The 25,074-nt window shown below is 45.4% G+C and carries 19 protein-coding genes; 17 read left to right on the top strand and 2 right to left on the bottom strand.

The window, feature by feature from the left end; translation table 11 throughout:
- The first annotated feature begins 7 nt into the window (after positions 1 to 7).
- From leuD to mglC, 16 genes are all read left to right on the top strand, one after another.
- Positions 8 to 610 (top strand): 3-isopropylmalate dehydratase small subunit, encoded by a 603-nt coding sequence (gene leuD / locus MKZ16_RS21655; RefSeq protein WP_036676325.1) that lies wholly within the window; start codon positions 8 to 10, stop codon positions 608 to 610.
- Between the two features lie 186 nt (positions 611 to 796).
- Positions 797 to 2,389, top strand: a complete 1,593-nt coding sequence (locus MKZ16_RS21650) for an N-acetylmuramoyl-L-alanine amidase family protein (protein ID WP_143759020.1) — start codon at positions 797 to 799, stop codon at positions 2,387 to 2,389.
- Between the two features lie 149 nt (positions 2,390 to 2,538).
- Positions 2,539 to 3,978, top strand: a complete 1,440-nt coding sequence (locus MKZ16_RS21645) for an N-acetylmuramoyl-L-alanine amidase (protein WP_038572397.1) — start codon at positions 2,539 to 2,541, stop codon at positions 3,976 to 3,978.
- Positions 3,979 to 4,094: 116 nt separating this feature from the next.
- Positions 4,095 to 4,754, top strand: a complete 660-nt coding sequence (locus MKZ16_RS21640) for a GerMN domain-containing protein (protein WP_076104455.1) — start codon at positions 4,095 to 4,097, stop codon at positions 4,752 to 4,754.
- Positions 4,755 to 4,841: 87 nt separating this feature from the next.
- A complete protein-coding gene (locus MKZ16_RS21635) occupies positions 4,842 to 7,574 on the top strand; it encodes an S-layer homology domain-containing protein (protein WP_081384340.1) in 2,733 nt (910 codons plus the stop codon).
- A 313-nt stretch (positions 7,575 to 7,887) separates the two neighbouring features.
- Positions 7,888 to 8,568, top strand: a complete 681-nt coding sequence (gene nth, locus MKZ16_RS21630; RefSeq protein WP_036676333.1) for an endonuclease III — start codon at positions 7,888 to 7,890, stop codon at positions 8,566 to 8,568.
- 32 nt (positions 8,569 to 8,600) lie between these two features.
- A complete protein-coding gene (locus MKZ16_RS21625) occupies positions 8,601 to 8,867 on the top strand; it encodes a hypothetical protein (RefSeq protein ID WP_036676334.1) in 267 nt (88 codons plus the stop codon).
- A 343-nt stretch (positions 8,868 to 9,210) separates the two neighbouring features.
- On the top strand, positions 9,211 to 12,897 hold the full coding sequence (locus MKZ16_RS21620; RefSeq protein ID WP_256715458.1) for a dynamin family protein: 3,687 nt from the start codon (positions 9,211 to 9,213) through the stop codon (positions 12,895 to 12,897).
- A 149-nt stretch (positions 12,898 to 13,046) separates the two neighbouring features.
- Positions 13,047 to 14,237 (top strand): formate-dependent phosphoribosylglycinamide formyltransferase, encoded by a 1,191-nt coding sequence (gene purT / locus MKZ16_RS21615; protein WP_038572395.1) that lies wholly within the window; start codon positions 13,047 to 13,049, stop codon positions 14,235 to 14,237.
- Entirely contained in the window at positions 14,227 to 14,691 is a 465-nt protein-coding gene (locus MKZ16_RS21610; RefSeq protein ID WP_232061416.1) for a GNAT family N-acetyltransferase, read from the top strand. Before purT ends, MKZ16_RS21610 begins: the two co-directional genes overlap by 11 nt.
- 194 nt (positions 14,692 to 14,885) lie before the next feature.
- Positions 14,886 to 16,538, top strand: a complete 1,653-nt coding sequence (locus MKZ16_RS21605) for a response regulator (RefSeq protein ID WP_036685685.1) — start codon at positions 14,886 to 14,888, stop codon at positions 16,536 to 16,538.
- A gap of 2 nt (positions 16,539 to 16,540) precedes the next feature.
- A complete protein-coding gene (locus MKZ16_RS21600; protein ID WP_080742537.1) occupies positions 16,541 to 18,370 on the top strand; it encodes a sensor histidine kinase in 1,830 nt (609 codons plus the stop codon).
- The gene (locus MKZ16_RS21595) at positions 18,367 to 19,389 is read left to right on the top strand and encodes a substrate-binding domain-containing protein (RefSeq protein WP_038572394.1); all 1,023 of its coding nucleotides are present in this window, start codon (positions 18,367 to 18,369) and stop codon (positions 19,387 to 19,389) included. The genes MKZ16_RS21600 and MKZ16_RS21595 overlap by 4 nt, the downstream gene beginning before the upstream one ends.
- A 198-nt stretch (positions 19,390 to 19,587) precedes the next feature.
- Complete coding sequence (locus tag MKZ16_RS21590; protein ID WP_143759021.1) at positions 19,588 to 20,658, top strand: galactose ABC transporter substrate-binding protein; 1,071 nt, start codon at positions 19,588 to 19,590, stop codon at positions 20,656 to 20,658.
- A 146-nt stretch (positions 20,659 to 20,804) separates the two neighbouring features.
- Entirely contained in the window at positions 20,805 to 22,316 is a 1,512-nt protein-coding gene (locus tag MKZ16_RS21585; protein WP_036685693.1) for a sugar ABC transporter ATP-binding protein, read from the top strand.
- A gap of 92 nt (positions 22,317 to 22,408) precedes the next feature.
- Complete coding sequence (gene mglC / locus MKZ16_RS21580) at positions 22,409 to 23,416, top strand: galactose/methyl galactoside ABC transporter permease MglC (RefSeq protein WP_076104458.1); 1,008 nt, start codon at positions 22,409 to 22,411, stop codon at positions 23,414 to 23,416.
- Positions 23,417 to 23,753: 337 nt separating this feature from the next.
- Here mglC and MKZ16_RS21575 read toward each other — a convergent pair whose 3' ends face one another.
- Positions 23,754 to 23,981: a hypothetical protein gene (locus MKZ16_RS21575; protein ID WP_143760468.1), complete on the bottom strand. Its 228-nt coding sequence runs from the start codon at positions 23,979 to 23,981 to the stop codon at positions 23,754 to 23,756.
- 295 nt (positions 23,982 to 24,276) lie between these two features.
- Positions 24,277 to 24,429, bottom strand: a complete 153-nt coding sequence (locus tag MKZ16_RS21570; RefSeq protein ID WP_155288159.1) for a hypothetical protein — start codon at positions 24,427 to 24,429, stop codon at positions 24,277 to 24,279.
- A gap of 169 nt (positions 24,430 to 24,598) precedes the next feature.
- Between MKZ16_RS21570 and MKZ16_RS21565 the strand changes: the two genes are divergently transcribed.
- On the top strand, positions 24,599 to 25,048 hold the full coding sequence (locus tag MKZ16_RS21565; RefSeq protein ID WP_076104460.1) for a hypothetical protein: 450 nt from the start codon (positions 24,599 to 24,601) through the stop codon (positions 25,046 to 25,048).
- Positions 25,049 to 25,074: the final 26 nt, after the last annotated feature.

Here is a 25,074-nt window from a genome sequence, read left to right as displayed (position 1 = left end):
TAAAACTATGGATGCTTTTAAAAAATTAACAGGAATTGTTGCACCAGTTGACCGGGTAAATGTAGATACGGATGCGATTATTCCGAAACAGTTTTTGAAACGGATTGAACGGACGGGATTTGGACAGTTTTTGTTCTATGAATGGCGTTTTGATGAAGAAGGTAACGATAATCCAGCCTTCGAAATGAATAAACCACGTTATCAAGGGGCTTCTGTTCTGATCTCACGCGCTAACTTTGGTTGTGGATCCTCTCGGGAGCATGCACCATGGGCGATTATGGATTACGGGTTCAGAGTTGTAATTGCACCTTCTTATGCGGATATCTTCTACAATAACTGCTTTAAGAACGGCATTCTGCCGATTAAGCTTTCGGAAGAGCAAGTGGATGAATTGTTCAAACGGACAGCTGAGCATGAGGACTACAAGCTGACAGTTGATCTTGAGAACAACGCTTTACAAGATGAATTCGGACTGAGCATCAACTTTGATCTGGATGAGCACCGTCGTCAATTCCTGCTGCAAGGCTTGGATGATATCGGTTTGACCCTTCAACATGCGGATGAAATTGCTGCTTATGAAGAGCGTCATGCTGCCAAGCTATTCTCTTAAAAAGAGGATATAACTGGTCTGATTCTTAAACTTTACAAAAAATACGCAAAACTTCTATTTCCGGGTGTCGGAAATAGAAGTTTTTTTGCTATAATCGATATATTCATTGGTCATTAAGGAAACATTTGGTGATTTCTGTCGTCTAAATACTTATCTAGGATCTATTACTTGCAGAAGGAGCGGAAAATGAGAATGAGAAGAGCTGGGCTTCGTATATTGCTGCTTTTGTTACTGCCATTATTATTATTATCATCCACCGGACAAGAAGCTGCCGCAGCTGGTAGCAGCGCAGGCAGAATTATTATGGACAATCAGGAACTTGCTTTGCCAAAAGGAATTAAGCTCGAAAACGTAAATGGTAGCGTTATGATTCCGGTCAGAGTGGTAGTAGAGAATCTTGGATTCGAGGTGTTATGGGAGCAGCAGACCCGGAAAGTAACCGTTCACCAGGATGGTAAAAGCATTGAGCTGGCGGTAGGACGGAAAACAGCTGATGCAGATGGGGTGACGTTTGATTTAAATGCAGCTCCTAAGCAGAGTGGCGGCACAGTACTCGTTCCAATTCGTTTCGTAAGCGAGCAGTTCGGCTTAAAGGTGGGCTGGGATAATGTTGATAAAACCGTCTATTTGACAGGTGGACAAGTTAGCAATTCTGCAATGACACCTGAGGGGAATACTACCAATCCAACAGCAACTATTACACCTGTCCCAACTCCAAGTGCTACGCCGGGAAGTGACAACGGGACAACTGCTGGCAGTGTAGTAACTTCACCCAGCCCGACACCAGTTCCACAAACAACTACGGCACCAGGAAGCACAGCAGGAATTCCAACAGGCCCTCTAGTAAACGGGGCAGTATTCACTGAGAATCGGCTTATTATCGCTGTATCGGGGGCTACTAAGCCAAACGTTACAAAAATGAGCAACCCTGATCGAATCGTCGTAGATTTTCCGGGTGCTGCTTTCGATCCGAATTTCATTGGAAGTCTTTCGGGTGTTACCAGCACTGGAGGTCCTCAAGGTAAGCTGGACGTTGTCGGCTACCCGCTCGTTTCTGAGATCCGTTATGCACTGTTCAGTGTGAGTCCGTCCACTGTCAGATTCGTAATTCAAACGGTTGGAAATCAACCGTACCAGCTTAGTACGGATGAAAGCACCGGGCTGGTTACGATTGATTTGAATGTAACTAGCAGCGGAGGCAACACCCCAGGGGCTAATGGAACGTTAGGTAAACCCATTGTAGTTCTAGATGCGGGGCATGGCGGAACTCAATCTGGAGCTGTCAGTCTCACAGGCAAGCTGGAAAAAGACTTCAATCTGGCCGTCATCCGCAAAGTACAAACGCTGTTAACGCAGGAAGCATTAGTTGACGTGGTCTTTACTCGAACGGATGATGCTACCTTGGGGCTTCAGGATCGCGTGAAAATTGCGGAGGCTGCTAAAGCGAATCTCTTTATTTCAGTGCACGCGAATTCGCTAGATGTTGGATATCCAAATAGAGATAAAATAAATGGCAGTGAAACCTATTATTCTCGCAGTGATAGTCTGCCTCTTGCTCAGATTATGCATAAGCATTTATTAGCCGCTACTGGTTTTAAAGACAACGGGATTCGTACGAAAAGCCTACATGTTACACGAGAAACTACTATGCCGGCAGTCTTGCTGGAGGTAGGATATCTTACAAATTCAGGGAATGAGTCGGCGATGTATAGTGAGCAGCTTCAAGAGAAATTAGCGAGAGAAATTGTTGCCGGGATTAAGGAATATCTGGGGCTTTAAGACTTGAGGTTGGTGAGATTTCTCAATTTTTATGGAATATATTCGCAACCTTTATAGATTACCAGCGTCTAATAGAGGTCTGAGGTTGACGGAGACAGGGCACCACGATCGCCATTCACAGGCGAATACTAGATTCTTAGAGGTGAAGAATGAAGAAATTCAGTTTGATGTTGTTTTTGTTGCTCTTTGTGTTGGTTTTGCCTGAGCATGGACATGCTGCTGCCGCGAATAGCAAGATTTATCTGGACGGCAAAGAGATTACTGCAGGGCAAAAAGTACCGGTTGAAAATGTGAATGATACTATCATGGTACCGTTGAGATTGATCTCCGAGAGTCTTGGTTATACCGTGGGCTGGGATCAAAAAAGCAAAACGGTGACGATTGAACAGCAAGGTAAGGTCATCAAACTTATTGTTAATCAAAAGACAGCTTCGGTTGATGACAAAACAGTACAGCTTACCACTGCACCTGTCCTGCGGAGTGATACGACACTTGTACCTATACGGTTCATAAGTGAGCAGTTTGGTCTCACCGTCACTTGGGATAATGCAAAGAAGATCGTGTACCTTATTACCCCAGGATCCTCAAATGAAAACGGAAGTTCAGATGGAAACTCTGGAAATGGTGGATCTGAGGTTGTTCCGCCGGTAGATCCTACTAAGAATTTAACCATGATAAATGGTTTGAGCTTTAGTGAGAATCGTTTGAGCATTGCGATGGAAGGTAATTCAGCGCCAAAAGTAAGTGTAATGACAGGGCCGGATCGGTTAGTTATTGATTTTCCTAATGCCACTTTCTCAGATCTGTTTGGTACGGGACAAGTTCTTGATCCTGATCTGAATGGCAAACTGGAAGTGAAGGATTATCCTGATGTATCAGGCGTCCGGTATTCGCTTTATAGCTCCAACCCTTATACTGTACGTTTTGTAATTGATTTGAATTATCCTAAGAATTATAACATCAGCGTATCTGGAACTGATTCTAAGTTGGTTATCATTGACCTGAATGCAGAAAGTACGGATGATACTTCAACACAGCCAGGTAATGATGGCAAGAAGCTCGTAGTACTGGATGCAGGGCACGGAGCTAAAGATTCTGGTGCAGTAGGAGTAACAGGAAAATACGAAAAGAATTTTAATTTAGCTATAGTACTTAAGACAGCAGCATTGCTGAAAAAAGAAAGTAATATCGACGTCGTACTGACACGCAGTGACGATACATTCTTGGAGCTCAAGGATAGGGCGGCTATGGCTAATAATTTAAAAGCAGATCTATTCATTTCTGTACATGCCAACAGTTCCGCATCTTCTGCGGCAAGCGGGACAGAAACGTATTATCAGCGGGAAGCCAGTAAGGCCTTAGCGAAAGTGATGCATAAGTATCTAGTTGAGGCTACAGGGCTTAGTGATCGCGGTGTACGATACGGGAATTTCCATGTCATTCGTGAAACGAAAATGCCTGCTGTTCTACTTGAAGTAGGATACCTTAGCAATAAGAAGGATGAGACATTGCTATTTACGGAAGCATTACAAAACAAAGTTGCTGCTTCAATAGTGAGTGGAATCAAGGAATATTTGGGTATAAAATAACAGACCAGTGGCAGACGAGCGCCGCAAAGTCAGCTTTCTGCTTTTATCTATAAAAAGGCAAGAAGTGGTTTTGCGGTACCTGTCTGCCCGTATTCATCTAGAGGAGGCGTTTATTAATGTTTAAACAAAAATGGACTATGGTTGGGGTTGCTGCGCTGCTTCTACTAGTGATTGCTGGCTGTGGAGATAAGCCTACTGCAGCTCCTGCTAATGGAGTGGAGCAAGATACTACAAACGTTGTAAGTGGTGCGGGAGAAAGTACCCCAGCTCCGTCTGATGATCAGGAAAGCGAAGTGGCTAGCACTCCGCAACCGACAGCAGATAATACTAATGCAGAAACACAGCCGTCATCGAAGCCGGTAGAAAATGAGACACAAAAGCAAAGCCAGAGTATTGAAGTTTATTACACAGATTCGCAAATTATGGATTTAGTGCCTGCTAAGACTACGATTAACTACTCTGACGATGCTGAGAAATATACAGAGACGTTCAAAGCACTGCAAAGTAATGAGAATACAGATCTTGTACCTTTATGGGGGAAAATTGAACTCAAATCACTGAAATTCGTTGAAGGTCAAATCGTAATGGATATTCATAAACCAGATGAAGCTCAGCTTGGTGCGGGTGGAGAATCCTTTGCCATTACTTCACTTGCCAAAACTTATTTTCAATTTGCGGAAGTAAAGAGTATCGAAGTTTTAGTTGATGGTGAAAAGGTAGAAAGTCTGATGGGCCATGTGGACCTATTGCATCCTATGACTAGAGATAATTCTTAATTGGTCATGCAACAAAGGAATTAGGCATCTAGCTGACGAATTTTTAAACATACTATTTATTTGAGTCATAGAGAGGGGAATAATCTATTGTCCGCGCAAAAAAGGTCAAAACGTCCATTGAAGGCTTATTCTAATAAAGCAGTGTCGGCTGTTATGGCTGGTGTTATGGTTTTTGGTGGTGCAAGTGCAGTGTTTGCAGACACAGCTGCCACTACACCGACATCAACCACTACTCAATCTGTAGGGATTTTTAGCGATGTGAAGACAGGCTTCTGGGCTGAAAAACATATTTACAAACTCGCTTCACAAGGAATTGTGGTTGGGAATAATGGATTGTTCCGTCCTGGAGATTCTGTAACTCAACAGGAAGCAGTGCTTATGGCCCTGCGGTTTATGAAGTTGCAGGATAAAGTGGATGCTTCTTCTGCGGTAGCATTGCCTACCGATTTTAAGGTTACGAATTATTACAAGGATTATGTTGTGTTGGCTTTTCAACAAGGATTACTCGATAAAGCAACCGAAATGGCTCCAGATAATCTGAAGACTTCTTGGGGAGAGCGTAAAGCATCCCGGGAATGGATTGCGGAGCTGTTAATCCGCTCCCTTGGAAAAAGCGCAGATGCAGCAGGGGCTGCTAGTGAGCCAACTGGCTTTGCAGATGATACCAAAGTGTCTGCCAACAAACGTGGTTACATCAACGTTGCCGTTGATTTAGGCCTAGCCAATGGACTTGATGGCAATCGTTTTGATCCGCAAGGCGCTGTAACACGTGCGCAATTGGCGACTTTTTTCAGTCGCGCTGAAGCTCACAATACGGTTGAATACGACAACACGGTATCAGGAACGATCAGTCAATTAGCAGATGGGAAACTATCCGTCTATAACAACGGAAAGACTTCTACATATACCCTGGGAGCAAGCACTGCTTATTACACAAGTGCTTCTGAAAGCAGAATCAATCTAAGTGATGTCCAACCCTACACTAAGGTTACTGTAATTGGCGCGACATATAACGCGGCTTATGTTGAAGTGACTGACCCTACACAACAAGTAGAGACTCTGTCAGGAAACTTCGCCATGGTAGCTCCAGGTAATAAGCTTTGGTTAAAGTCACCAACAGGGTTCACAGAATACTACTACGATGAGACTACTTCCTTTGTGGATGTAAATGGAGCTGGAATTGAACCTGCTTCGCTGGTAACAGATAGTGTAGTTTCACTGCAACGTGAAACGTATAGTGGTTCACATAAAGTAGTAAAGGTTCAAGTGACTTCAGGGGTTGTTAACAAAACAACAACAGGCACTATTCAAAGTGTAGATCTTACTGGTAAAAGCATTACTTTCAAAAATACTGCGGGTACTGTAGAAACTTTTAAATGGGAAGATGGGACTTCATTATTCAGCTCTCAAGCATCAGTGCTGAAACCTGCAGATTTGAAGACAGGTAATGCGGTCAAATATACGATTCAAGATAATGTGATCCGCACTGTAGAAGTGACAGAAGGTGTTGAACGGACAGTTGACGGGGTACTTACCGAGCTGACTAGTTCCACAGTTGTTTACAAAAAAGCAGACGGAAATCGTGAGGTTAAACTGCTTGGCACTAAACCGACGATTGTTATTCCGAACATGAGTGGAGCAGTAGCTGATGATCTTATTGCTGATGCAGTAGGTGGGGACAAGATTCAGGTTACCTTAAACAGCAGCGATCAAGTCACCAAAATTGAAGTGTTAAGCCGCCAAATTGAGCAGTATAGTGGAGCAACAATTGTGGATTATAATAGCAAAACACAGCTCCTTACAGTTATGGATAGCAGCAAAAAAGCCCATGTGGTTCAGTTGGATGAGAAAACAAAGCTGATTTATGAAGGTGCATTGCCTAACTTAACTAATATGGGTGCGAAACTTATCGAGAACCGCAAAGTTAATCTGAAGGCAATAGGACAGCGTGCTTTGTCTTTGGAAATTGTCACAAAGTACGATGGAACTTTAACGGCTGTTAATTCTACGTCGAAAACTCTTGTTCTGAAGCTTAATGATGGACAAAGTTTAACGATGCCTTATCCGCAACTTGTTGATCTCTTTGGCAAGACTAGTCCAACCCTAAGCGATGTTCCTATTGGAAGCAATATAACTGCCTCACTGACTACAGGCCAGGATCTGATAGCGGTATTGAAAGTGAAGACTGTGCTGCAAGTTGAAGCGGCAACGGTGAATTCCGGAACCAACCGTTTGAGCATCAAATGGAATGGGGGAACCAGTGATATTAATACTTTGGCAATCCCGTTGACCAATGAAGCTGGTGAGAGCATTAAGCTAACGGATTTAAAAGCGGGAGATTATCTTAATGTGACCTTTGATGGTAGCTCACCGCTGGCTATTCAAGCAGTTAAGCTCACAACAGGCCAGGTAAGTTCTGTAGATGCCGCTGGGAATAGCGTAGTCGTGAAGGATTATGCTGGAGCTGCACAGACCTTAGCAGTAAGTGGAGGAGTCAAAATCATTCGTGACGGCTCGACAACGACTGCTCTTAGCAACTTGACGGCAGGGGACAGAGTAGAGATTCGCAAGGATCCGGATGGATCTACAACGATTCGTATTATGTCTCAGCTCAGTAGAACATTCTCACGTTATGAGAGTGCAACAAACTCATTGGTGACGAAGAGACCTAATTTGAACGATAAATATCAATTCTTTGTTCCTGCTAATGTTTATATTCATCAGGGAGATTCGACTTTATCCGTGCAATCTTTGAAAGAAAATGATAATATTATAATGTATTTCAATAATGATATTTTGGTTGAAATTGTGAAACAATAGTTGCAATGGTGGATTTCTGAGTGAATCACCGTCTTGACACAGGGGGCTTTACCTGCGTCAAGACGTTTTTTTTGAAATATAAGAAAGTATAAGTATTGCTCCTATACTGTATGTCTTATATTTCTCTCTTAAACGCTTACTGTTCTTATTAGGACAATCAAGGCGTTAATACTTGAAATATAATGCCAGTATCGTATGTGTTGAAATGTATGAATCCATACGTTATAATACGTACTTTGCTTATATTTCTAACATTTGAGGTGAGACGCTCGTTAGAATTTTCTGAGCGTTTTTGCTCCGTGGAGGGGACACTATGAAAGCTGCAGACGTCCGCCACATTTTGGATACGATTGGAGATTTGTTTCCGGATGCACATTGCGAGCTGAATCACAGTAACGCTTTTGAATTAACAATAGCGGTGCTGCTGTCAGCCCAATGTACGGATGCAACGGTGAACAAAGTGACCGAGGACCTGTTCCAAAAGTACAAAGCCCCCATCGATTATATTTCTGTGCCGCTGGAGGAATTGGAGGGGGATATCCGGCGCATCGGCTTATATCGTAACAAAGCTAAGCATATCCAAAGCCTGTGCTCTATACTCATAGAACAGTATGGCGGAGAAGTGCCTGAGGCACATGACTTACTTGTAACGTTGCCAGGAGTAGGTCGTAAAACCGCTAACGTAGTAGTGTCCAACGCATTTGGAGTTCCTGCCATTGCTGTGGACACTCATGTGGAGCGGGTTGCTAAACGACTTGCATTGGCAGGCTGGAAAGATTCTGTGCTGGAAGTGGAGAAAAAGCTGATGAAGGCTGTGCCACGTGATGAATGGACGCTCACGCATCACCGGCTAATCTTTTTTGGACGATATCACTGTAAGGCTCAGAATCCAAAATGTCAGGTTTGTCCGCTCCTTGATGTATGTCGAGAGGGCAAAAAACGTATGAAAACGGCTGTCGTCAGGAAAGCTAAAGATCATACGCCAAAAAGTTAAAAGTTAGAGTTGAAGAAGAGGATGGGATAGAGATGAAATGCATTTCTGTATACACAGATAATTTTGAGGTATTCTCGGATATTTTTGACCGCGTAGTGGAAAGCCCGCTGGAAGAAAATGAAGAGCAAGAAGTAGAGGGCATTACGATCAGTCATTCCGGTGATGTGCCTGAGCACTATCTGGAGCGTATGTCTGTAAAACCAGAGGTTGTCGTAATGAGAGACAAATCTCGTGGATTGACTATTCTGCAGCACGGAAAAGTATTCGAAATTCTGTTGCCTGTTTTGGAAACTGCATAATTGAGAAGTGACCTGAAATGGAGTCAGCCCTTGGGGCTGGCTCCTTTTTTTATTGAATATCCTTATATTTCTACGAGGAACGACTGTTGGCTTTACAGGACGACAACGTCGCTTCTTTTTTTGTATCATTTCGTAGGAGATGATAGGTTATTTTGTAAGTAGTGTGTATTTAATTTGTGTCAAACTGGTGATAAACTGTAATTATTATTTATAAAAATGTTCCGCGCTAAATTTCAGAAATTGCACCTATATAAGTTTTGCATAAAAAAGAGCTTAAATCAGTATTCATGAATGGATTAAGATCAGTGCATGATTAGAAGGTAACTGTGGAGGTGGAATGTCTGTGGGAGCGGAACGGGTTAGAATTCAGAGAGAGACATTAAGTGAAACAGCATCGCTGCTTTCCCAACTGAAAGATTTAATGCGCCACTGGCGCGATGAGAGCGCTGAACGAATATATGAAGATTTACAAAATAAAGAGGGTGGGAATGAACTGACCCTTGCTTTTTGTGGGCATTTTTCGGCAGGGAAATCCAGCATGATTAATCTTTTATGCGGCAGCTCAGTGTTGCCCTCCGGACCTGTGCCGACTAGTGCCAATATTGTTTCAATCCGCAGCGGGGCTCCACGAGTGCTTATCTATCCAAGGGTTGAGGGAAGTGAAAATGAACCTGACCCTGTAGAGACAACACCAGAAAGATTACAGGAATATTGTCGAAATGGCGGAGAATATTCCGCTATTGAAGTCTGGAATGAGATTCCTCTTCTAGGGAAGCATGGTGTTCTATTGGATACACCTGGCGTGGATTCGACGGATGATGGCCACCAGGCGGCCACTCGTTCCGCGCTGCATTTAGCTGATGTCGTCTTTTATGTTATGGATTATAACCATGTACAGTCAGAGAATAATTTAGCATTTGCCAAAAATCTTAGTGACTGGGGCAAACCGCTCTATCTTATTGTTAATCAGATAGACAAGCACAGAGAACAAGAAATTTCCATTGAAGAATATAAACGCCAGCTTGAAAATGCTTTTGAGCAGTGGGGGATTCATTGTGCGGGGATTCTGTTTACCTCACTCAAAATGAAAGAGCACCCATTGAATCATTGGGATAATCTGCTGAACCTTATAACAGAGCTGTTGGAGCACAGGGAACAATTGCTTCAATATAGCTTGTCACGTTCCATTCATCATACAGCAGATTCTTCGCTAACCGCGTTCCGTGAAGACCAGCAGGAGGAACGGGAAACTCTTTTAGCTGAGCTAGAGGGTGCAGAGATTACAGTTGTGATGGATGAGCTGAAATCGCTGGAGGAAGAGAAGGCACTGCTTGAGGAGCTGCCTCAGCAATCACGAGCGAGCCTGCGAAGTGATCTTGATGCCTTACTCAATAATGCTAACTTAATGCCTGCGGATGTTAGAGAGGCGGCAGGGAGCTATGTGGAGAGTGTCAGTCCAGGCTTCCGCTTAGGTTTGTTCTCTACAGCCGGACGGCGGGAGAAGGAACAAGACAAACGACTGGATGCCTGGCAAGGATTACTGGCCCGAGAGGTTTCCGCTCAGCTGGAATGGCATCTGATTCAGCTGGTACGTCAATGGGCGGAGAATCTCGGACTGTGGGCAGAGGAGGCAGAGACGACTCTGAAGCAAGGGTTCCCGGCGGTGAGCCAGGAATGGCTGGCGGCTGCAGTTAAGCCGGGAACGGGGTATAGCGGCGAGGCGCTGCTCAATTTTTGCCGCACACTTGCGGCAGATCTGAAGAGCCAATTCCGCCGCGCTGCGCTGTTAGTTGGCGATGAGCTGCTGGCGAAGCTGCCATCGCTTATCGAGGAGCAGCGCGCGGAACTCCAGCGCCGCGAACAGGCCCTTACGCGGCAGGCGAGCGCTGCCCGCGCGATAGCCGCCCTGGACCGCGCGGCTGACGCCCGCGCGCACGAGCTAGCGGCGCTGCTGCCGCCGCGCCGGACCCTCACCCCCGGCATCCTGCCGGAGGTGAAGGTCACCCTGCGTGCGGCTGCGCAGAGCGCCGCACCGCGGGAGACCCAGCCGCGCGAACGCGCCGCGGCTGGAAGTGCCGCCGCCGCAAGCTGGGCGGCGGGAACGGCTTCGCCGGCGGGCGGACGCCGCCGGCTCTCGGCAGCCGCTGACGCGCTGGCGGCTGCGGCAGAGCTGCTGCGCCGCGAGCCAGCGATGGCATCGGCGGCGCGCAGTCTGGCCGCACGGGCGGAGGATCTCGCCGGCGGCCGCTTTACCCTTGCGCTGTTCGGTGCGTTCAGCGCAGGCAAATCTTCCTTCGCCAACGCTTTACTCGGCGAAGAAGTGCTGCCCGTGTCGCCACACCCTGCCACGGCCGCAGTTAACCGCATATTGGCGCCGGAAGGAGACTTCCGCCATGCCAGCGCGGTTGTAACGATGAAGAGCATGGCCGATTTCTGGGATGACATCTGCCATTCCTTTAGCGTGCTGCAGCTTGGAGAGCCGCAACAGGATACGTGGACAGCAGTACTTGCGAGCCTGCCAACACGGGGAATCCACCCCTCTGCGCTGCCGCATGCAGGATTTCTAAGAGCCGCAGCATCCGGTTGGGCTGAAGCGGAGCCGTTGCTAGGAACGGTGCGGACCGTTGATTTGGAAGAATATCGAAACCTAGTTGCGGAAGAGACCCGAGCTTGCTTTGTGCAGGGGATTGACCTCTATTATGCCTGTCCTTTGACGGAGAGCGGGATTGTGCTCGTAGATACACCAGGAGCAGATTCACTGCATGCACGCCACACTGGCGTAACCTTTAGTTACATGAAAAATGCGGATGCGATCTGTTTTGTGACCTATTATAACCACGCTTTTTCGAAGTCGGATCGCGGCCTCTTGGCCCAGCTGGGCCGCATTAAAGACAGCTTTGCTCTCGATAAAATGTTCTTTATTATTAATGCCTCCGATCTCGCTTCAAGCGAAGAAGAACTAGATGAGGTTAAAGCACATGTCGTTCAAAATCTGCGTGCCGGAGGTTTGCGGTCTCCGAGAATCTATGCTTTGTCCAGCTTGCTTGCTCTAGAAGCTAAAACTCAACATAATCACGATCTTTATGGAACCTCCCGCTTCAATGAATTTGAGCAAGCATTATCCAGCTTTGCTGGTGATGAGCTTCCTCAGCTTTCACTTAACGCAGCTGCTGAGAGTATCGCATCGGTTCGGCGCCGGGCTGAGGAATGGCAGAATCTGGCTTCCAAGGCGGCGGGCGAGCGTGAAGCCGGGTTAAAAGAACTGCAGGAACGGCGTCAGTTCGCCATGAAGCGGTTGTCTCTTTTGGAGACTGAGGAACGTCCTAGCAGAGATCTTATTCACGAAAGTGAAGAACTGATCTATCATGTGTGCCAGCGGATTAGCTTCTCCTTCAATAGAAATTTTCAGGAATCTTTTCATCCCTCCTTACTGCGTGAGGATGCAGGGAATTTAAAAGCCATTTTCTCTGCCTGTAGTGCCGAACTAATGCGTACTACTCAGCGCGAGCTTGAGCAAGAGCTATGGGCAACAACGCTGCGGCTAGAGAGCACGGGACGCAGGCTTGTTCATGAAGCTGCTGAAGCGGCAGCTACAGAGCTACTCTTTTCCACGGAGGAATTTCATCTTATGGAGAATGAGGAGCAGGCTTGGCCATCTCCTAAGGATCTGGAATGCCAGCTTCAGCCTGTGCAGTGGTCCGCTTTATGGGGCCATTTCAAATCCCCGCGTTATTTCTTTGAGGGAACTGGGCGGGAATTGGTCAAAGGTGCGGCAGAGCCGCTTTTGAAAGAAGCGGTTAATCTTGCAGCGGCAGTGCAGAAGGGAAAATTAATTGCTCATTACGTCGAGAATATCAGCAGAGAATTAAAATCTGCTGCCGAAAGCCTGCAAGAAGGGCTTGCGGAGCAAGAGAAAGCGATGTTAGATCTCCTTAAAGGGGGTGAGACTGCAGATCATTGGGGCCAAATAAGCCACCAATTATCACGTCTAGAACAAACTTTCGTTGATAAAGTCGACAAAGTTCTGTGAAGTTTGTAGGAAAATGTCGAAGAACACTTGCAATCTGGCGTATGATGGATGAAAATAAAGAAGCCTGAAAATATACAATGAAACTGTTACGTTTTCTGAAATTCATAAAAACGAGACAGTCAATTTGCCGAAAGAGGTTGGAATCGACAATGTGGGGAGCTCCTTTTTCAGCTCAAAGCCGCAAGCTGTTGCTGCTGGGCAGCGGGGAACTGGGTAAGGAAGTCATAATTGAAGCTCAACGCCTTGGCGTAGAGACCGTAGCTGTAGACCGTTATACCGATGCACCGGCGATGGGTGTAGCTCATCGTTCACATGTAATTGATATGCTGGATGCAGAGGCGCTGAAAGCGCTGATTCGCTCTGAGAAACCGGATGTCATTGTTCCGGAGATTGAGGCAATTGCCACTCATGCTCTTCAAGAGCTTGAAGAAGAAGGCTTTTTCGTTGTTCCGACGGCGCGGGCGGCTCGGCTGACCATGGACAGAGAAGGGATTCGTCGTCTTGCGGCTGAAGACCTTGGACTGCCAACCGCTGATTACCGTTTTGCGGATAGTCTGGAAGAGCTGCAACAAGCTATAGCCGAGCTAGGCACTCCTTGTGTCATTAAGCCGATTATGAGTTCTTCTGGCAAGGGTCAGAGCGTATGCAAAAGCCCTGAGGATGCAGAAAACTGCTGGAACACTGCTTTGGATGGAGCGAGAGCTAAAGGAACGCGAGTTATCGTGGAGGCTTTTGTTACTTTTGAGAGCGAGATTACTCTTTTGACGGTGCGTTCTGTATCTGGAACGGTATTTTGTCCACCTATTGGACATATTCAGAAGGATGGAGATTACGTGGAATCCTGGCAGCCTCACTTTATGAAGCCAGAGCTGCTTGAAGAAGCGCAATCTATTGCAAAAGCAGTAACGGATCAGCTCGGAGGTTTCGGTATTTTTGGAGTGGAACTTTTTTTGACAGATCGAGGCGTATTGTTCAGTGAAGTGTCACCTAGACCCCATGATACGGGGATGGTCACGATGGCGACGCAGGATTTATCTCAATTTGCAGTGCATGTCAGAGCTATTCTTGGTTTTCCTGTCCAGTCAATACAATTGCTGACACCTGGTGCCTCAGCTACGCTGAAGGCTGATGGAGAAGGACGAGCCTTTGCTGTGACCGGAATTGGAGGAGCTTTGGAACTGCCCAGGACTCAGGTTCGCGTATTTGGTAAACCGGAAGTTCGTCCTGGTCGGCGGATGGCAGTAGCGTTAAGTGCGGCGGAAGATGTGGAAATCGCGCGGACGATAGCCAAGCAGGCGGCGTCTATGCTAAAAGTGGAGGTATATGAGGATGAACAGTAGTACCATGGCACCTGTACTGGAAATTCGCAAATGCGGCTTGAATGATCTGGAGAGAGTTACAGCGCTTCTGCGGGAATTCGGCTATCCAACAACGCTAAGCGTGATGAAAGAGAGACTGGAAAGCATGGAGAACAGCAATCTCCAATGCACACTTGTAGCAGAGCTGAATAATGAAGTTGTGGGTATGATCGGCCTTAGACAGGTAAGCTCGTATTACAAACAGACAGATTGTATCACAGAGATTACTGCACTTATCGTATCAGAAGAACTCAGAGGAAACGGACTCGGTAAAAGACTTGTGGCCGCAGCAGAAGAATGGGCACGTGAGCAAGGTTGCTGTCAGCTTTTCCTCAGAAGTGGCAACCGCGTAGAACGCGCACCGGCACATGCTTTTTATCGTCATATCGGTTTCGAAAAGACAGCAGGCTATCGCTTTAACAAAGCGTTGCTATAATACTTATAGGTTACCGATCATCCCCATCCCAGCTACGGCGGGATGGTTTTTTTTTGCTCTGGAACTCTTTTTTTATATGTATTTAATATATTAATACCTAAAACTATTTAAATAACTTAACCATAGATGGATTGGTTTGAATCATATACAATAAAATTTATGACATCTAAAACGTTTCCAAAGAGGGATGAGACATGTATAAGCTAGTTCTTGCTGAAGATGAAGAAGACGTTAGGGAAGGCGTTATCGGGCAGATTGACTGGGAGCGTTACGGATTTGAGATTGTTGAGCAGGCGGAGAATGGACGGGAAGCTGCGGATGCCATAGACCGTTTGCTGCCGGATGTGGTAGTTACCGATATCCAAATGCCTTTTATGAATGGACTTCAGTTGGCTGAATGGATTCGTAGTCATCATCCTAACACTAAGATTATCATTTTGACTGGGTATGATGAATTTGAATATGCTCAGAAGGCGATAAAATTGCAAATTGATGAGTATATTTTGAAACCGTTCTCTTCGCAGGAATTAATTGAAGTATTGCTTAAGGTTAGAGCCACTATCGAGGCTGAAATTGCAGAAAAAGAAAATGTATTTGTACTCAGTGAGCATTACCGGAAAAGTCTGCCTGTGTTAAGGGAGCAATTTTTATCGTCCCTTATTTCGCGTAGATTGCGTACGGATGAAATTGCTGAGAAAAGCTCTGAATATGGCATAAAATTAACGGGACGGTGGTTTCAGGCTTCGGTAATTAGTGTGGATTATATTCGTCCTGAGCGGGAATCGGCTGGGGGTGCAGCAGGCAGGCAAATTTCTTTACGAGACACTGGTGAAAAGAATTTACAGCTATTCGCTGTGCTGAATATTGCTGAAGAAATATGCTCGAAGCATGGTTTTGGAAGGGTGTTTATTCATCGTGATGAGGTCGTATTGCTCACAATCCATGAAGAAGGGGAAGAAACTGATATCACTGGAAAGACTTTTGAGCTTCTTGAAGAAATCCGCCAGAACGTACAGCGTTTTCTGAAGCTGACGGTAACGGCAGGCTCCGGAACGGTCTGTTCATCGCCTGCTTTGTTATTTAATTCATTTGGGGATGCCATGCAGGCATTAGATTATCGGCTTATTCTCGGCAATAACCGGGTGATCTGGATTGAGGATGTTGAGTCACGTTCCAGCACACTGCTAACCTATGATGAACTAACCCAGCAATCCTTAATCCGGACGATTAAACTAGGTACGGTGCAAGAACTTAAAGAGGTTGTTGAGGAGTTATTTGCTGGTCTTGACGCAGAGCAGGTGTCTACACAGGATTATCAGATTTTTTTGCTGGAGATTTTTACATCTATCCTGCGAGTGGCTAAAGAATCCGGCAGTGAGGCTGCAAAGTATATTGGTTCTGGCATTTCGTCGCTAACTGCCATTAATAAATTTAATAGTATGGCCGAAGCCAAGCAATGGATTATTGCAGTCTGTAGCGGTTTAATGGATACGATTGCATTAGAACGTCAATCTTCCTATAAGCTGCTTATTGATGAAGCTAAAGAATATATACGCAGCCACTATGTTGAATCTGATATTTCCATCGGCAAGGTTTGTCAGCATTTACATATAAGTACCGGCTATTTTAGCAGTATTTTTAAGAAGGAAATGAAAATGACGTTCGTTAGTTATCTTTTGCAAATTAGGTTAGAAGCAGCCAAGGAACTTTTGCGATCCACGGAGCTGAAGGCTTTTGAAATTGCAGAAAAAATAGGTTTTGCCGATCCTAACTATTTCAGCTTTTGTTTCCGCAAAAAATATGGCCAATCTCCTAAAGAGTATAAAAACAGCTCCAGAGGAGGGTAAAGATGCTGAAGGATAAACCATATTCCTTTCATCTAAGACCGCAGCATCCCAAAGGCGGAAAACGTCGGTTGTCCTCCAAGCTCCGAAGCATTCAAGTTACGATTACACTCACTTTTACATCTGTTGCCGTGCTGGTAGCTGTCGTTGTCAGTCTTATGCTGTACAACAAGTTTGCCAAGACCGCAGAAGAGAATGCCAATATGAATATGCAGCAGATCATTGAGCAAGTGAATTACAATCTGGGTCTTTATGTTAAGGGAATGCGCAATATTTTTGAGACAGCGGAGGAGCAGATTACGAATAGCCCTTCCGTGGATTCCGCTTTATTGACGGAAAGAATGGCTATGCTAATGGGGAGCAGAGAGGATCTGGTCTCGGCGGCTGTTTTTACACCACAGGGGAAATATGTCGTGGGTACACCCGGTCAGAAGCTGCGCAGCAACACACAGCTGGAGACTCAGAGCTGGTTTACGACGGCGCAAAGAACATCAGAGCTCTCCTATTCCGCACCTCATATTCAGAATTTATTCAAAGGTCAATATATCTGGGTCGTGTCTATCAGCAAATTAATTCAATATAAGGAGAACGGAGTCTTAAAAACCGGCATCCTGCTGATGGATTTTAACTTTCGAACCATTGATGAGCTGAGCAAGCAGGTTAAGCTTGGCAAAAGAGGATACGCTTACATCCTCGATCAGCTAGGAAATATTGTGTACCATCCCCAGCAGCAGCTGATTTACGCTGGCTTAAAATATGAGAATGTGGAGCCAGTACTGGAATATGCTTTTCGTAGCTATTTGGATGAGTCTACGGGTGAAAAACGTTTTATCACCGTAAGGACACTGGAACAGACAGGCTGGAAGATCGTGGGCGTGGCTTATTACGATGAGATTGTAACCACCAAACGTGATCTAAACACTTTTTTATCCTGGTTTTTAGCGGTAGTCATTTTATGCGTAATTATTGTATCCGTCTTTTTGTCTGCACGTATTGCCCGCCCTATCCGCAAGCTGGAACGGACGCTTCAGCAGGTGGGCGAAGGGGATCTCAACACTCGAATAGATGTCAGCGGGGCGTATGAGGTGGAACAGCTGTCCAAACGGTTTAACCTTATGCTGCAACGTATCCGCCAACTGATGGATCAGATTATTTATGAACAGGAAACCAAACGTAAAGGTGAGCTTGAAGTGCTGCAATCCCAGATCAATCCGCACTTTCTGTACAATACCCTGAATTCTGTGATCCGGCTCGCTGAACGCGGCAAGACTGAGGAGGTAGTCACGATGATTCAGTCCTTATCAAAGTTTTTCCGGATTAGCCTTAGTAAAGGGAATAATATGATTACCGTGCAGGAAGAGCTTGATCATGTTCGTCATTACCTTGTGATTCAGAGCTTTCGGTTCAAAAATAAGTTCCGCTACGAGATCGAGGCTCAGGATGAAGTGCTGCAGTGTCAGACTATTAAGCTAATTTTACAACCTATTGTGGAGAATGCCCTGTATCACGGGATTGAAATGATGCCTGATGAAGGTTTTATTTCGATCCAAGCGGAGCTGAAGGATGATCTTGTCATCATCCGCATTCGTGATAATGGACTGGGTATGTCCGAGGAGACTATGAAGGTTCTTTTAACTGGCGGCAGTAAGAGTATGCATGGCTCCGGGGTAGGCGTTAGAAATGTTAACGAGCGTATTGAGCTGTATTATGGGCGTGATTATGGTCTTTCTTTTGAAAGTGAAATTGAAGAAGGCACTACGGTTACTCTTATCTTCCCGGCACTCGCAGCAGGCGAGGGCAATCCTGGACATGAGGAGGATGAGACATCGGTATGAAAATCGTTCGTTTTTGGCTAACCCTGCTGGTATGTGTGGTGTTATGGACCACGATCACGTCTTGTTTTAATTCGGCACCTAATTATATCAATACGAACAAAACCCGCAATATTCATCTTATTGTGAAAATGAACAAAGGCGACTATTGGAATACAGTTAGATTGGGTGCAGAAGCCGCGGCACAGGAATTTAATGTGAAATTAACGTTCAAAGCTCCGAATGCGGAGAGTGATATTGCGGAACAGGTCAGAATGGTTGAGGACTCCATTAAAGAAAAAGCGGACGTTATTATTTTAGCTGCCAGTAGCTACATGGGACTTGCACAAGTAGTCGATCGGGCGGCATATTCCAAGATTCCCGTATTGTCTGTGGATGCAGAAGTCGGTTCGGCCAGAGTAAGAGCCTATGTGGGTTCAAACGGCTATGAAGCGGGACAAAAGTCTGCAGAAAGACTCATTCAACTGCTAAATGGATACGGGGAGGTCGGCATCATTAACTTCACAAATTCATCTTTGGGGGCGGAGCAGGAGTCTTCAAACGGCATTGAATATGGTGCAAGAGATGCAGAGGAACGGGAAAAGGGATTTTTAAATTACGCTGCCCGATATCCGAACATACAGGTAGTAGAGATTTCTTATACCACTTCGAGTATTAGTGATGCTGAAGAGCTGACACGGTTAATGCTGCTGAAACATCCAAATCTTCGCGGGATCGCCAGCTTGAATGAGACAGCTTCACAAGGGGCGGCAAAAGCTATCCAGAGCCGAGGGCTGCATAATATTAAAATGGTTGCGTTCGACAGCTCCCCGTCAATGATGGAGTTGCTGCAGGAGGGGACGGTTCAAGCGACCGTAATCCAAAATCCTTTTAGTAACGGGTATTTAGCCGTAAAACATGCCGTTGAGGTAATCGAAGGAATGGATGTTCCTGAACGTGTCGATACGGGCACTAAACTCATTGATTTGGACAATATGCTGTGGCCTGAGAATCAAAAATTGTTATTTCCCTTCGTCAGATAGTGGACGGGTTATTTTTGAAAAGACGAATGCCATCCTTAAAATGGGAGGTATTCGTTTTTTGGGTTCAGTAGAATTTTTATAAAAGTGAGTAGGATTTTATATTCGAAACCGTTTTCACCTAAGGCATAATATGGATGTGCCCGAGAGAATTCGGGGTTAAACCAAAAAAAAGAAGTATAAACAGGAGGTCAATGAATAATGAAAAAAATCACTTCCGTTCTTTTAGCAAGCGCAATACTGGGTGCCGCTCTGGCAGGCTGTGGCAATAGCAACAATAATGCAGACAGTGGTAAAGCTACCAATGCTCCAAAAACTGAAAATGCGGGTTCTTCCACTGAATCGCCAAAAGTAGGGGTAGCCATTTACAAATTTGACGATACCTTCATGACGGGTGTTCGTAACGCAATCGACACTGCTGCCAAAGGCATTGCTACTGTAGATATCGTAGATAGCCAAAATTCTCAACCCACACAAAATGACAAAGTTGACTTGTTCATCACCAAAAAATATAAAGGCATGCTGATCAATCCGGTTGACCGTACTGCGGCTGGCGTTATTATCGAAAAAGCAAAAGCGGCAAATATTCCGGTGGTCTTCCTGAACCGCGAGCCGCTGCCAGAAGATATGAAGAAATGGGATAAGGTTTATTATGTAGGCGCTAAAGCGGAAGAATCCGGAACTATGTCCGGTCAACTGATCGTGGACTACTGGAAGGCACATCCTGAAGCGGATAAAAACGGCGACGGTGTCCTCCAATACGTAATGCTAAAAGGCGAACCGGGGCACCAAGACGCTGAGCTTCGTACTACGTACTCCATCCAAGCAATTGAAGATGCCGGCATCAAGGTAGAAAAGCTGGCTGAAGATACTGCGATGTGGGACCGCGTAAAAGGGCAAGAAAAAATGGCAGCCTTCCTTGGCTCCCATGGCGACAAAATTGAAGCTGTGCTTGCGAACAACGACGATATGGCTCTCGGTGCAATCGAAGCTCTGAAAGCTTCAGGTTACTTCACGGGTGATAAATTTATGCCGGTAGTAGGTGTAGATGCTACTGCTCCTGCGATTCAAGCGCTGCAAGATGGAACGATGCTTGGTACCGTGCTGAATGATGCGAACAACCAAGGTAAAGCTGCGATCACAGTTGCTGCTCTGCTTGCTAAAGGAGAAACACCTACAAAAGATAACGTAGGCTTTGATATCACAGACAACCAATACGTGTGGATTTCCTATAAAAAGATCACCAAAGATAATATCGATGACGCCAAATAATAACGCTCTAATCTAGATGGAATTCATGATCATATAGCAGCAACGGGGAGCGGATATTCGCTCCTCGGATTTCTTTCAGGCAGGGAACAGGATGAAACCGCTGTGCCTCTCATGAAAAAAGAAAAAAGCGTAGGGGGCGTAACAACATGGAAAAAGCTGAGTTTTTGCTAGAAATGAATGACATTACTAAAGAATTCCCCGGCGTCAAAGCGCTGGATGCAGTTAGTTTAAAGGTCAGACCAGGTTCGGTGCATGCCCTTATGGGCGAGAATGGTGCGGGTAAGTCCACTTTAATGAAATGTCTCTTTGGTATTTATTCACCGGATGCCGGTGAGATTTTTTTGGAGGGTGAGAAGACCTCTATCGGAAGCTCAAATGACGCTTTGAAAAATGGGATATCCATGATTCACCAGGAGCTGCATCCCGTGCCGTTCCGAAGTGTGATGGAGAATATCTGGTTAGGACGTTTCCCAACCAAAGGGATTGGACCTTTTCAGTTTATTGACCATAAGAAAATGTACACTGACACGGAGAATTTGTTTAAAGATCTGGATATCGATCTGAATCCCGAGACATTAGTGGGTAAGCTGTCTGTATCCAAAATCCAATCCATTGAAATTGCGAAGGCTGTCTCTTTTCACTCCCGCGTTATTGTAATGGATGAACCTACTTCCTCCCTGACCAGTGTGGAGGTGGAGCATTTATTTCGGATCATACGGGATCTTAGGAGTAGAGGCGTAGCTATTATTTATATATCTCACAAAATGGAAGAGATTCTCGAAATTTCTGACGAGGTTACCATTATGCGGGACGGTAAAAAAATCGGAACCTGGCCAGCGGCGGAATTGACTACAGATCTTATCATTTCCAAAATGGTCGGCCGCGACTTGACCAATCGATTCCCAGAACGCTTTAACGTGCCTGGCGAAGTATATATGAAGGTGGAAGGATTAACCTCCCCTGAGGAAAGATCGTTTAAAGATGTTTCTTTTGAATTAAGACGAGGTGAGGTTTTAGGGATTGGTGGTCTGGTAGGCGCTCAGAGAACAGAGGTTATTGAAGCATTATTCGGCCTGAGGGCTATCAAATCGGGGACGATTTCTATCGATGGTAAGCGCATTCATATCCAATCTCCCAAGGATGCTAAGAAACACGGAATGGCCTTGCTTACCGAGGAACGGCGTGTCACCGGTATTTTTCCAGTTTTGTCTGTTCATGAGAATGGCGCAATCGCTAACCTGCATCGATACCAGAAACTACTACTTTTACTAGATGGAAAAAAGAAAAAAGAAGAAGTCGATAAAATGATTGAAAAATTACGGACCAAAACTCCAACAACCAAAACGCTGATCATGAATCTTTCTGGTGGTAATCAGCAAAAGGTGCTGCTCGCCAGATGGCTTCTAACCGAGCCCGAAATCCTGCTTCTGGACGAGCCGACTCGCGGTATCGACGTAGGGGCTAAATTCGAGATTTATTCGATTATTGCCGACTTGGCGCAGCAAGGGAAAAGCATCATTATGATCTCCTCAGAAATGCCGGAGCTGCTCGGAATGTCTGACCGTGTAATGGTCATGTCGGAAGGTAGGCTTACCGGAATACTAGAAGGCGGGCAAGCTACGGAAACCGAAGTTATGCGGCTCGCTGCACAGCATTAGGATAGGATTTCAATGATAGTTTTGCTGGGCGAAACTAGATTGGTTTACGAAGAGAATTACTCTTCGCGTAACTTTAAGGAGGAACACTACTAATGAACGCTAAAAGAGCCCAATCTTATATTACTCAAAATGCCATTTATATTGTCTTGGTAATTCTGATTATGGGTATTGCCTTATATGAGCCGGCCTTTATCTCTGTAAATACTTTACGGGACATTCTTATTCAATCGTCAACACGGATTATCATCGCGCTTGGTGTTGCCTTCATCCTTATCACAGCTGGGACGGACTTGTCTGCTGGACGTGTGGTTGGTTTTACGGCGGTAATCTCTGCTTCGATGCTGCAAATTCCGGATTATTCCCGGCGGTTTTTTCCTGATCTGCCGCAGGTGCAAGTGTGGCTTCCGATCCTTATAGCTATCATCGCTGGTCTTCTCTGCGGACTCGTCAATGGTATTGTCGTCTCCAAGCTGAATGTCCCGCCGTTTATCGCAACACTGGGTACGATGGTTATCGTCTACGGCTTGAATTCCTTGTACTTTGACATGGATCCGAACCAATCGCAGCCGATTGGCGGTCTGCGTCCAGATTTCACTACAATCGGTTCCGGGTTTATTGGCAAGGGGCAATATTCAATCCCGTATATTGTGCTGATAGCCTTGGGTGTCGCCGCCATCGTATGGGTGGTGTTCAATAAAACCAAGCTGGGTAAGAACATGTACGCTATCGGCGGTAACATACAGGCAGCTAAAGTATCTGGCATCGATGTTTCCAAGAACTTGATCTATATCTATGCCATTGCTGGAGCCCTTTATGGTCTGGCGGGTGTGCTAGAGGCTGCAAGAACAGGTGGCGCAACCAATAACTACGGGAACATGTATGAGCTTGATGCGATTGCTGCTTGTGTAGTGGGCGGGGTGTCTACAACCGGTGGTATCGGAACGGTGCCAGGTGTCCTGGTCGGTGTTATTATCTTTACCTTAATCAACTACGGCCTGACCTTCATTGGCATCAGCCCTTACTATCAGTTGATTATCAAAGGTCTAATCATCATTGCCGCCGTCGCGTTTGATATGCGGAAGTATTCTTCGAAGAAATAGTTGCGTGTTGGATGTATGGTGATCATAGCGTTTGCTATTTATGGCAAACGCTTTTTGGTTTGTCCATTTCGCTTGCTGAGATTAAGCAATTCATAAGAAGCAATTCATAAGAAGCAATTCATATGAACCAATTTAAAGTACCAATTCATAAGATGTAATTTAAAAGTACCGATTCATAAAAAGCAATTTAAAAGTACAATTTCACAAGTACCAATTCACAAGTACCAATTCACAAGTACTTAACGTCGCCCCCTTGCTCCTCGCATAGAAAAACTACGCACGAGCACGAAAACTACCCACCATAACTATGTATGAAAAACTACCCACAAAAACTGGTTTAATTAGTTGGGGATAAACCACTTCCGCTCCCACTAGTACCATTGGCACCACCATCAACTACGCCAATAATATCAATTACACCAATAATGCCAACTACACCAATAATGCCACTAGCAGCACTGCTAACTACAGCGCTGCTAACTAAAGTACTACTAACTACGGTACTGCCAACCACAGCACTGTCAACCAAAACACCACTAACTACAGTACTACCAACTACACACAACACCAAAACTACCCACTAAGATGCGACCACGACCAAATAGCGTCGTCACCACCAACACACAGATCAACAATGGCTACTACCAACATGAAACAAACACACCACAAAAACTACCCGCGAAAATGTAACCACAACTAAACAGCGCCAGCAACACTAACATCAACATCAACATCAACATCAACATCAACATCAACATCAACATTATTTACCACCACAAACTTCAATCAACATTGCCACCCTTGCTCCATCAAATCTAATATTCCACCAATAGGATTTACTCGACCCAATAGTTGCACCTTCACCGCCACGGAACATCTACAGCATCATTACCATCACCAATTAATGTCATCAACACAAATACGGCTATCACACTCCACTCAATATTATCAGCATGAACACAGCAATCACGCCCACAAATCAATATCAGCAGCAATAACACGACCATCGCCATCAGGAGCACCACGAAAACACATCATATTCATCATAGCTCCCCAACAATATCAACAAACTAATATTAGTAACAGAACAGAAGCACCATGAGGCTAAAGAACGGTATAAATCCCGTAGGATTGGCTGAAATGAGCTATGTGGGACGATAGAACGGTAAAAATCCCGTAGAATTGGCTGAAACGAGCTACGTGGGGCGAAAGAACGGTATAAATCCCGTAGAATTGGCTGAACCGAGCTATGTGGGACGAAAGAACGGTATAAATCCCGCAGAATTGACTGAAACGAGCTATGTGAGGCGAATGAACGGTATAAATCCCGTAGAATTGGCTGAAACGAGCTACGTGTGGCGAATGAACGGTAAAAATCCCGCAGAATTGGCTGAAACGAGCTATGTATGGCGAATGAACGGTAAAAATCCCGCAGAACTATCCGACCTGAGCTATGTGTGGCGAATGAACGGTAAAAATCCCGTAGAATTGGCTGAAACGAGCTACGTGAGGCGAATGAAAGGTACAAATCCCGCAGAATTGACTAAAACGAGCGACGTGGGGCGAATGAACGGTAAAAATCCCGCAGAATTGGCTGAAACGAGCTACGTGATGCGAATGAAAGAAAGGTAAAAATCCCGCAGAATTAGCTGAAATGA

It is taken from the genome of Paenibacillus sp. FSL R5-0928, from assembly GCF_037970385.1.
GTDB classification, from domain to species: Bacteria; Bacillota; Bacilli; order Paenibacillales; family Paenibacillaceae; genus Paenibacillus_AQ; species Paenibacillus_AQ odorifer.
The sequence above is the reverse complement of the archived record's forward strand: the minus strand, read 5'-3'. Positions and strand labels throughout refer to the sequence as shown.

Excerpts from the sequence above, each read along its gene's own strand:
- MKZ16_RS21570 (WP_155288159.1), bottom strand. The coding sequence starts at position 24,429 with ATGGCGATGGTCGTGTTATTGCTGCTGATATTGATTTGTGGGCGTGAT.
- MKZ16_RS21595 (WP_038572394.1), top strand. The coding sequence starts at position 18,367 with ATGAAAATCGTTCGTTTTTGGCTAACCCTGCTGGTATGTGTGGTGTTA.
- nth (WP_036676333.1), top strand. The coding sequence starts at position 7,888 with ATGAAAGCTGCAGACGTCCGCCACATTTTGGATACGATTGGAGATTTG.
- MKZ16_RS21590 (WP_143759021.1), top strand. The coding sequence starts at position 19,588 with ATGAAAAAAATCACTTCCGTTCTTTTAGCAAGCGCAATACTGGGTGCC.
- leuD (WP_036676325.1), top strand. The coding sequence starts at position 8 with ATGGATGCTTTTAAAAAATTAACAGGAATTGTTGCACCAGTTGACCGG.
- MKZ16_RS21650 (WP_143759020.1), top strand. The coding sequence starts at position 797 with ATGAGAATGAGAAGAGCTGGGCTTCGTATATTGCTGCTTTTGTTACTG.
- MKZ16_RS21600 (WP_080742537.1), top strand. The coding sequence starts at position 16,541 with ATGCTGAAGGATAAACCATATTCCTTTCATCTAAGACCGCAGCATCCC.
- MKZ16_RS21625 (WP_036676334.1), top strand. The coding sequence starts at position 8,601 with ATGAAATGCATTTCTGTATACACAGATAATTTTGAGGTATTCTCGGAT.
- purT (WP_038572395.1), top strand. The coding sequence starts at position 13,047 with ATGTGGGGAGCTCCTTTTTCAGCTCAAAGCCGCAAGCTGTTGCTGCTG.
- MKZ16_RS21640 (WP_076104455.1), top strand. The coding sequence starts at position 4,095 with ATGTTTAAACAAAAATGGACTATGGTTGGGGTTGCTGCGCTGCTTCTA.
- MKZ16_RS21610 (WP_232061416.1), top strand. The coding sequence starts at position 14,227 with ATGAACAGTAGTACCATGGCACCTGTACTGGAAATTCGCAAATGCGGC.
- MKZ16_RS21605 (WP_036685685.1), top strand. The coding sequence starts at position 14,886 with ATGTATAAGCTAGTTCTTGCTGAAGATGAAGAAGACGTTAGGGAAGGC.
- MKZ16_RS21645 (WP_038572397.1), top strand. The coding sequence starts at position 2,539 with ATGAAGAAATTCAGTTTGATGTTGTTTTTGTTGCTCTTTGTGTTGGTT.
- mglC (WP_076104458.1), top strand. The coding sequence starts at position 22,409 with ATGAACGCTAAAAGAGCCCAATCTTATATTACTCAAAATGCCATTTAT.
- MKZ16_RS21585 (WP_036685693.1), top strand. The coding sequence starts at position 20,805 with ATGGAAAAAGCTGAGTTTTTGCTAGAAATGAATGACATTACTAAAGAA.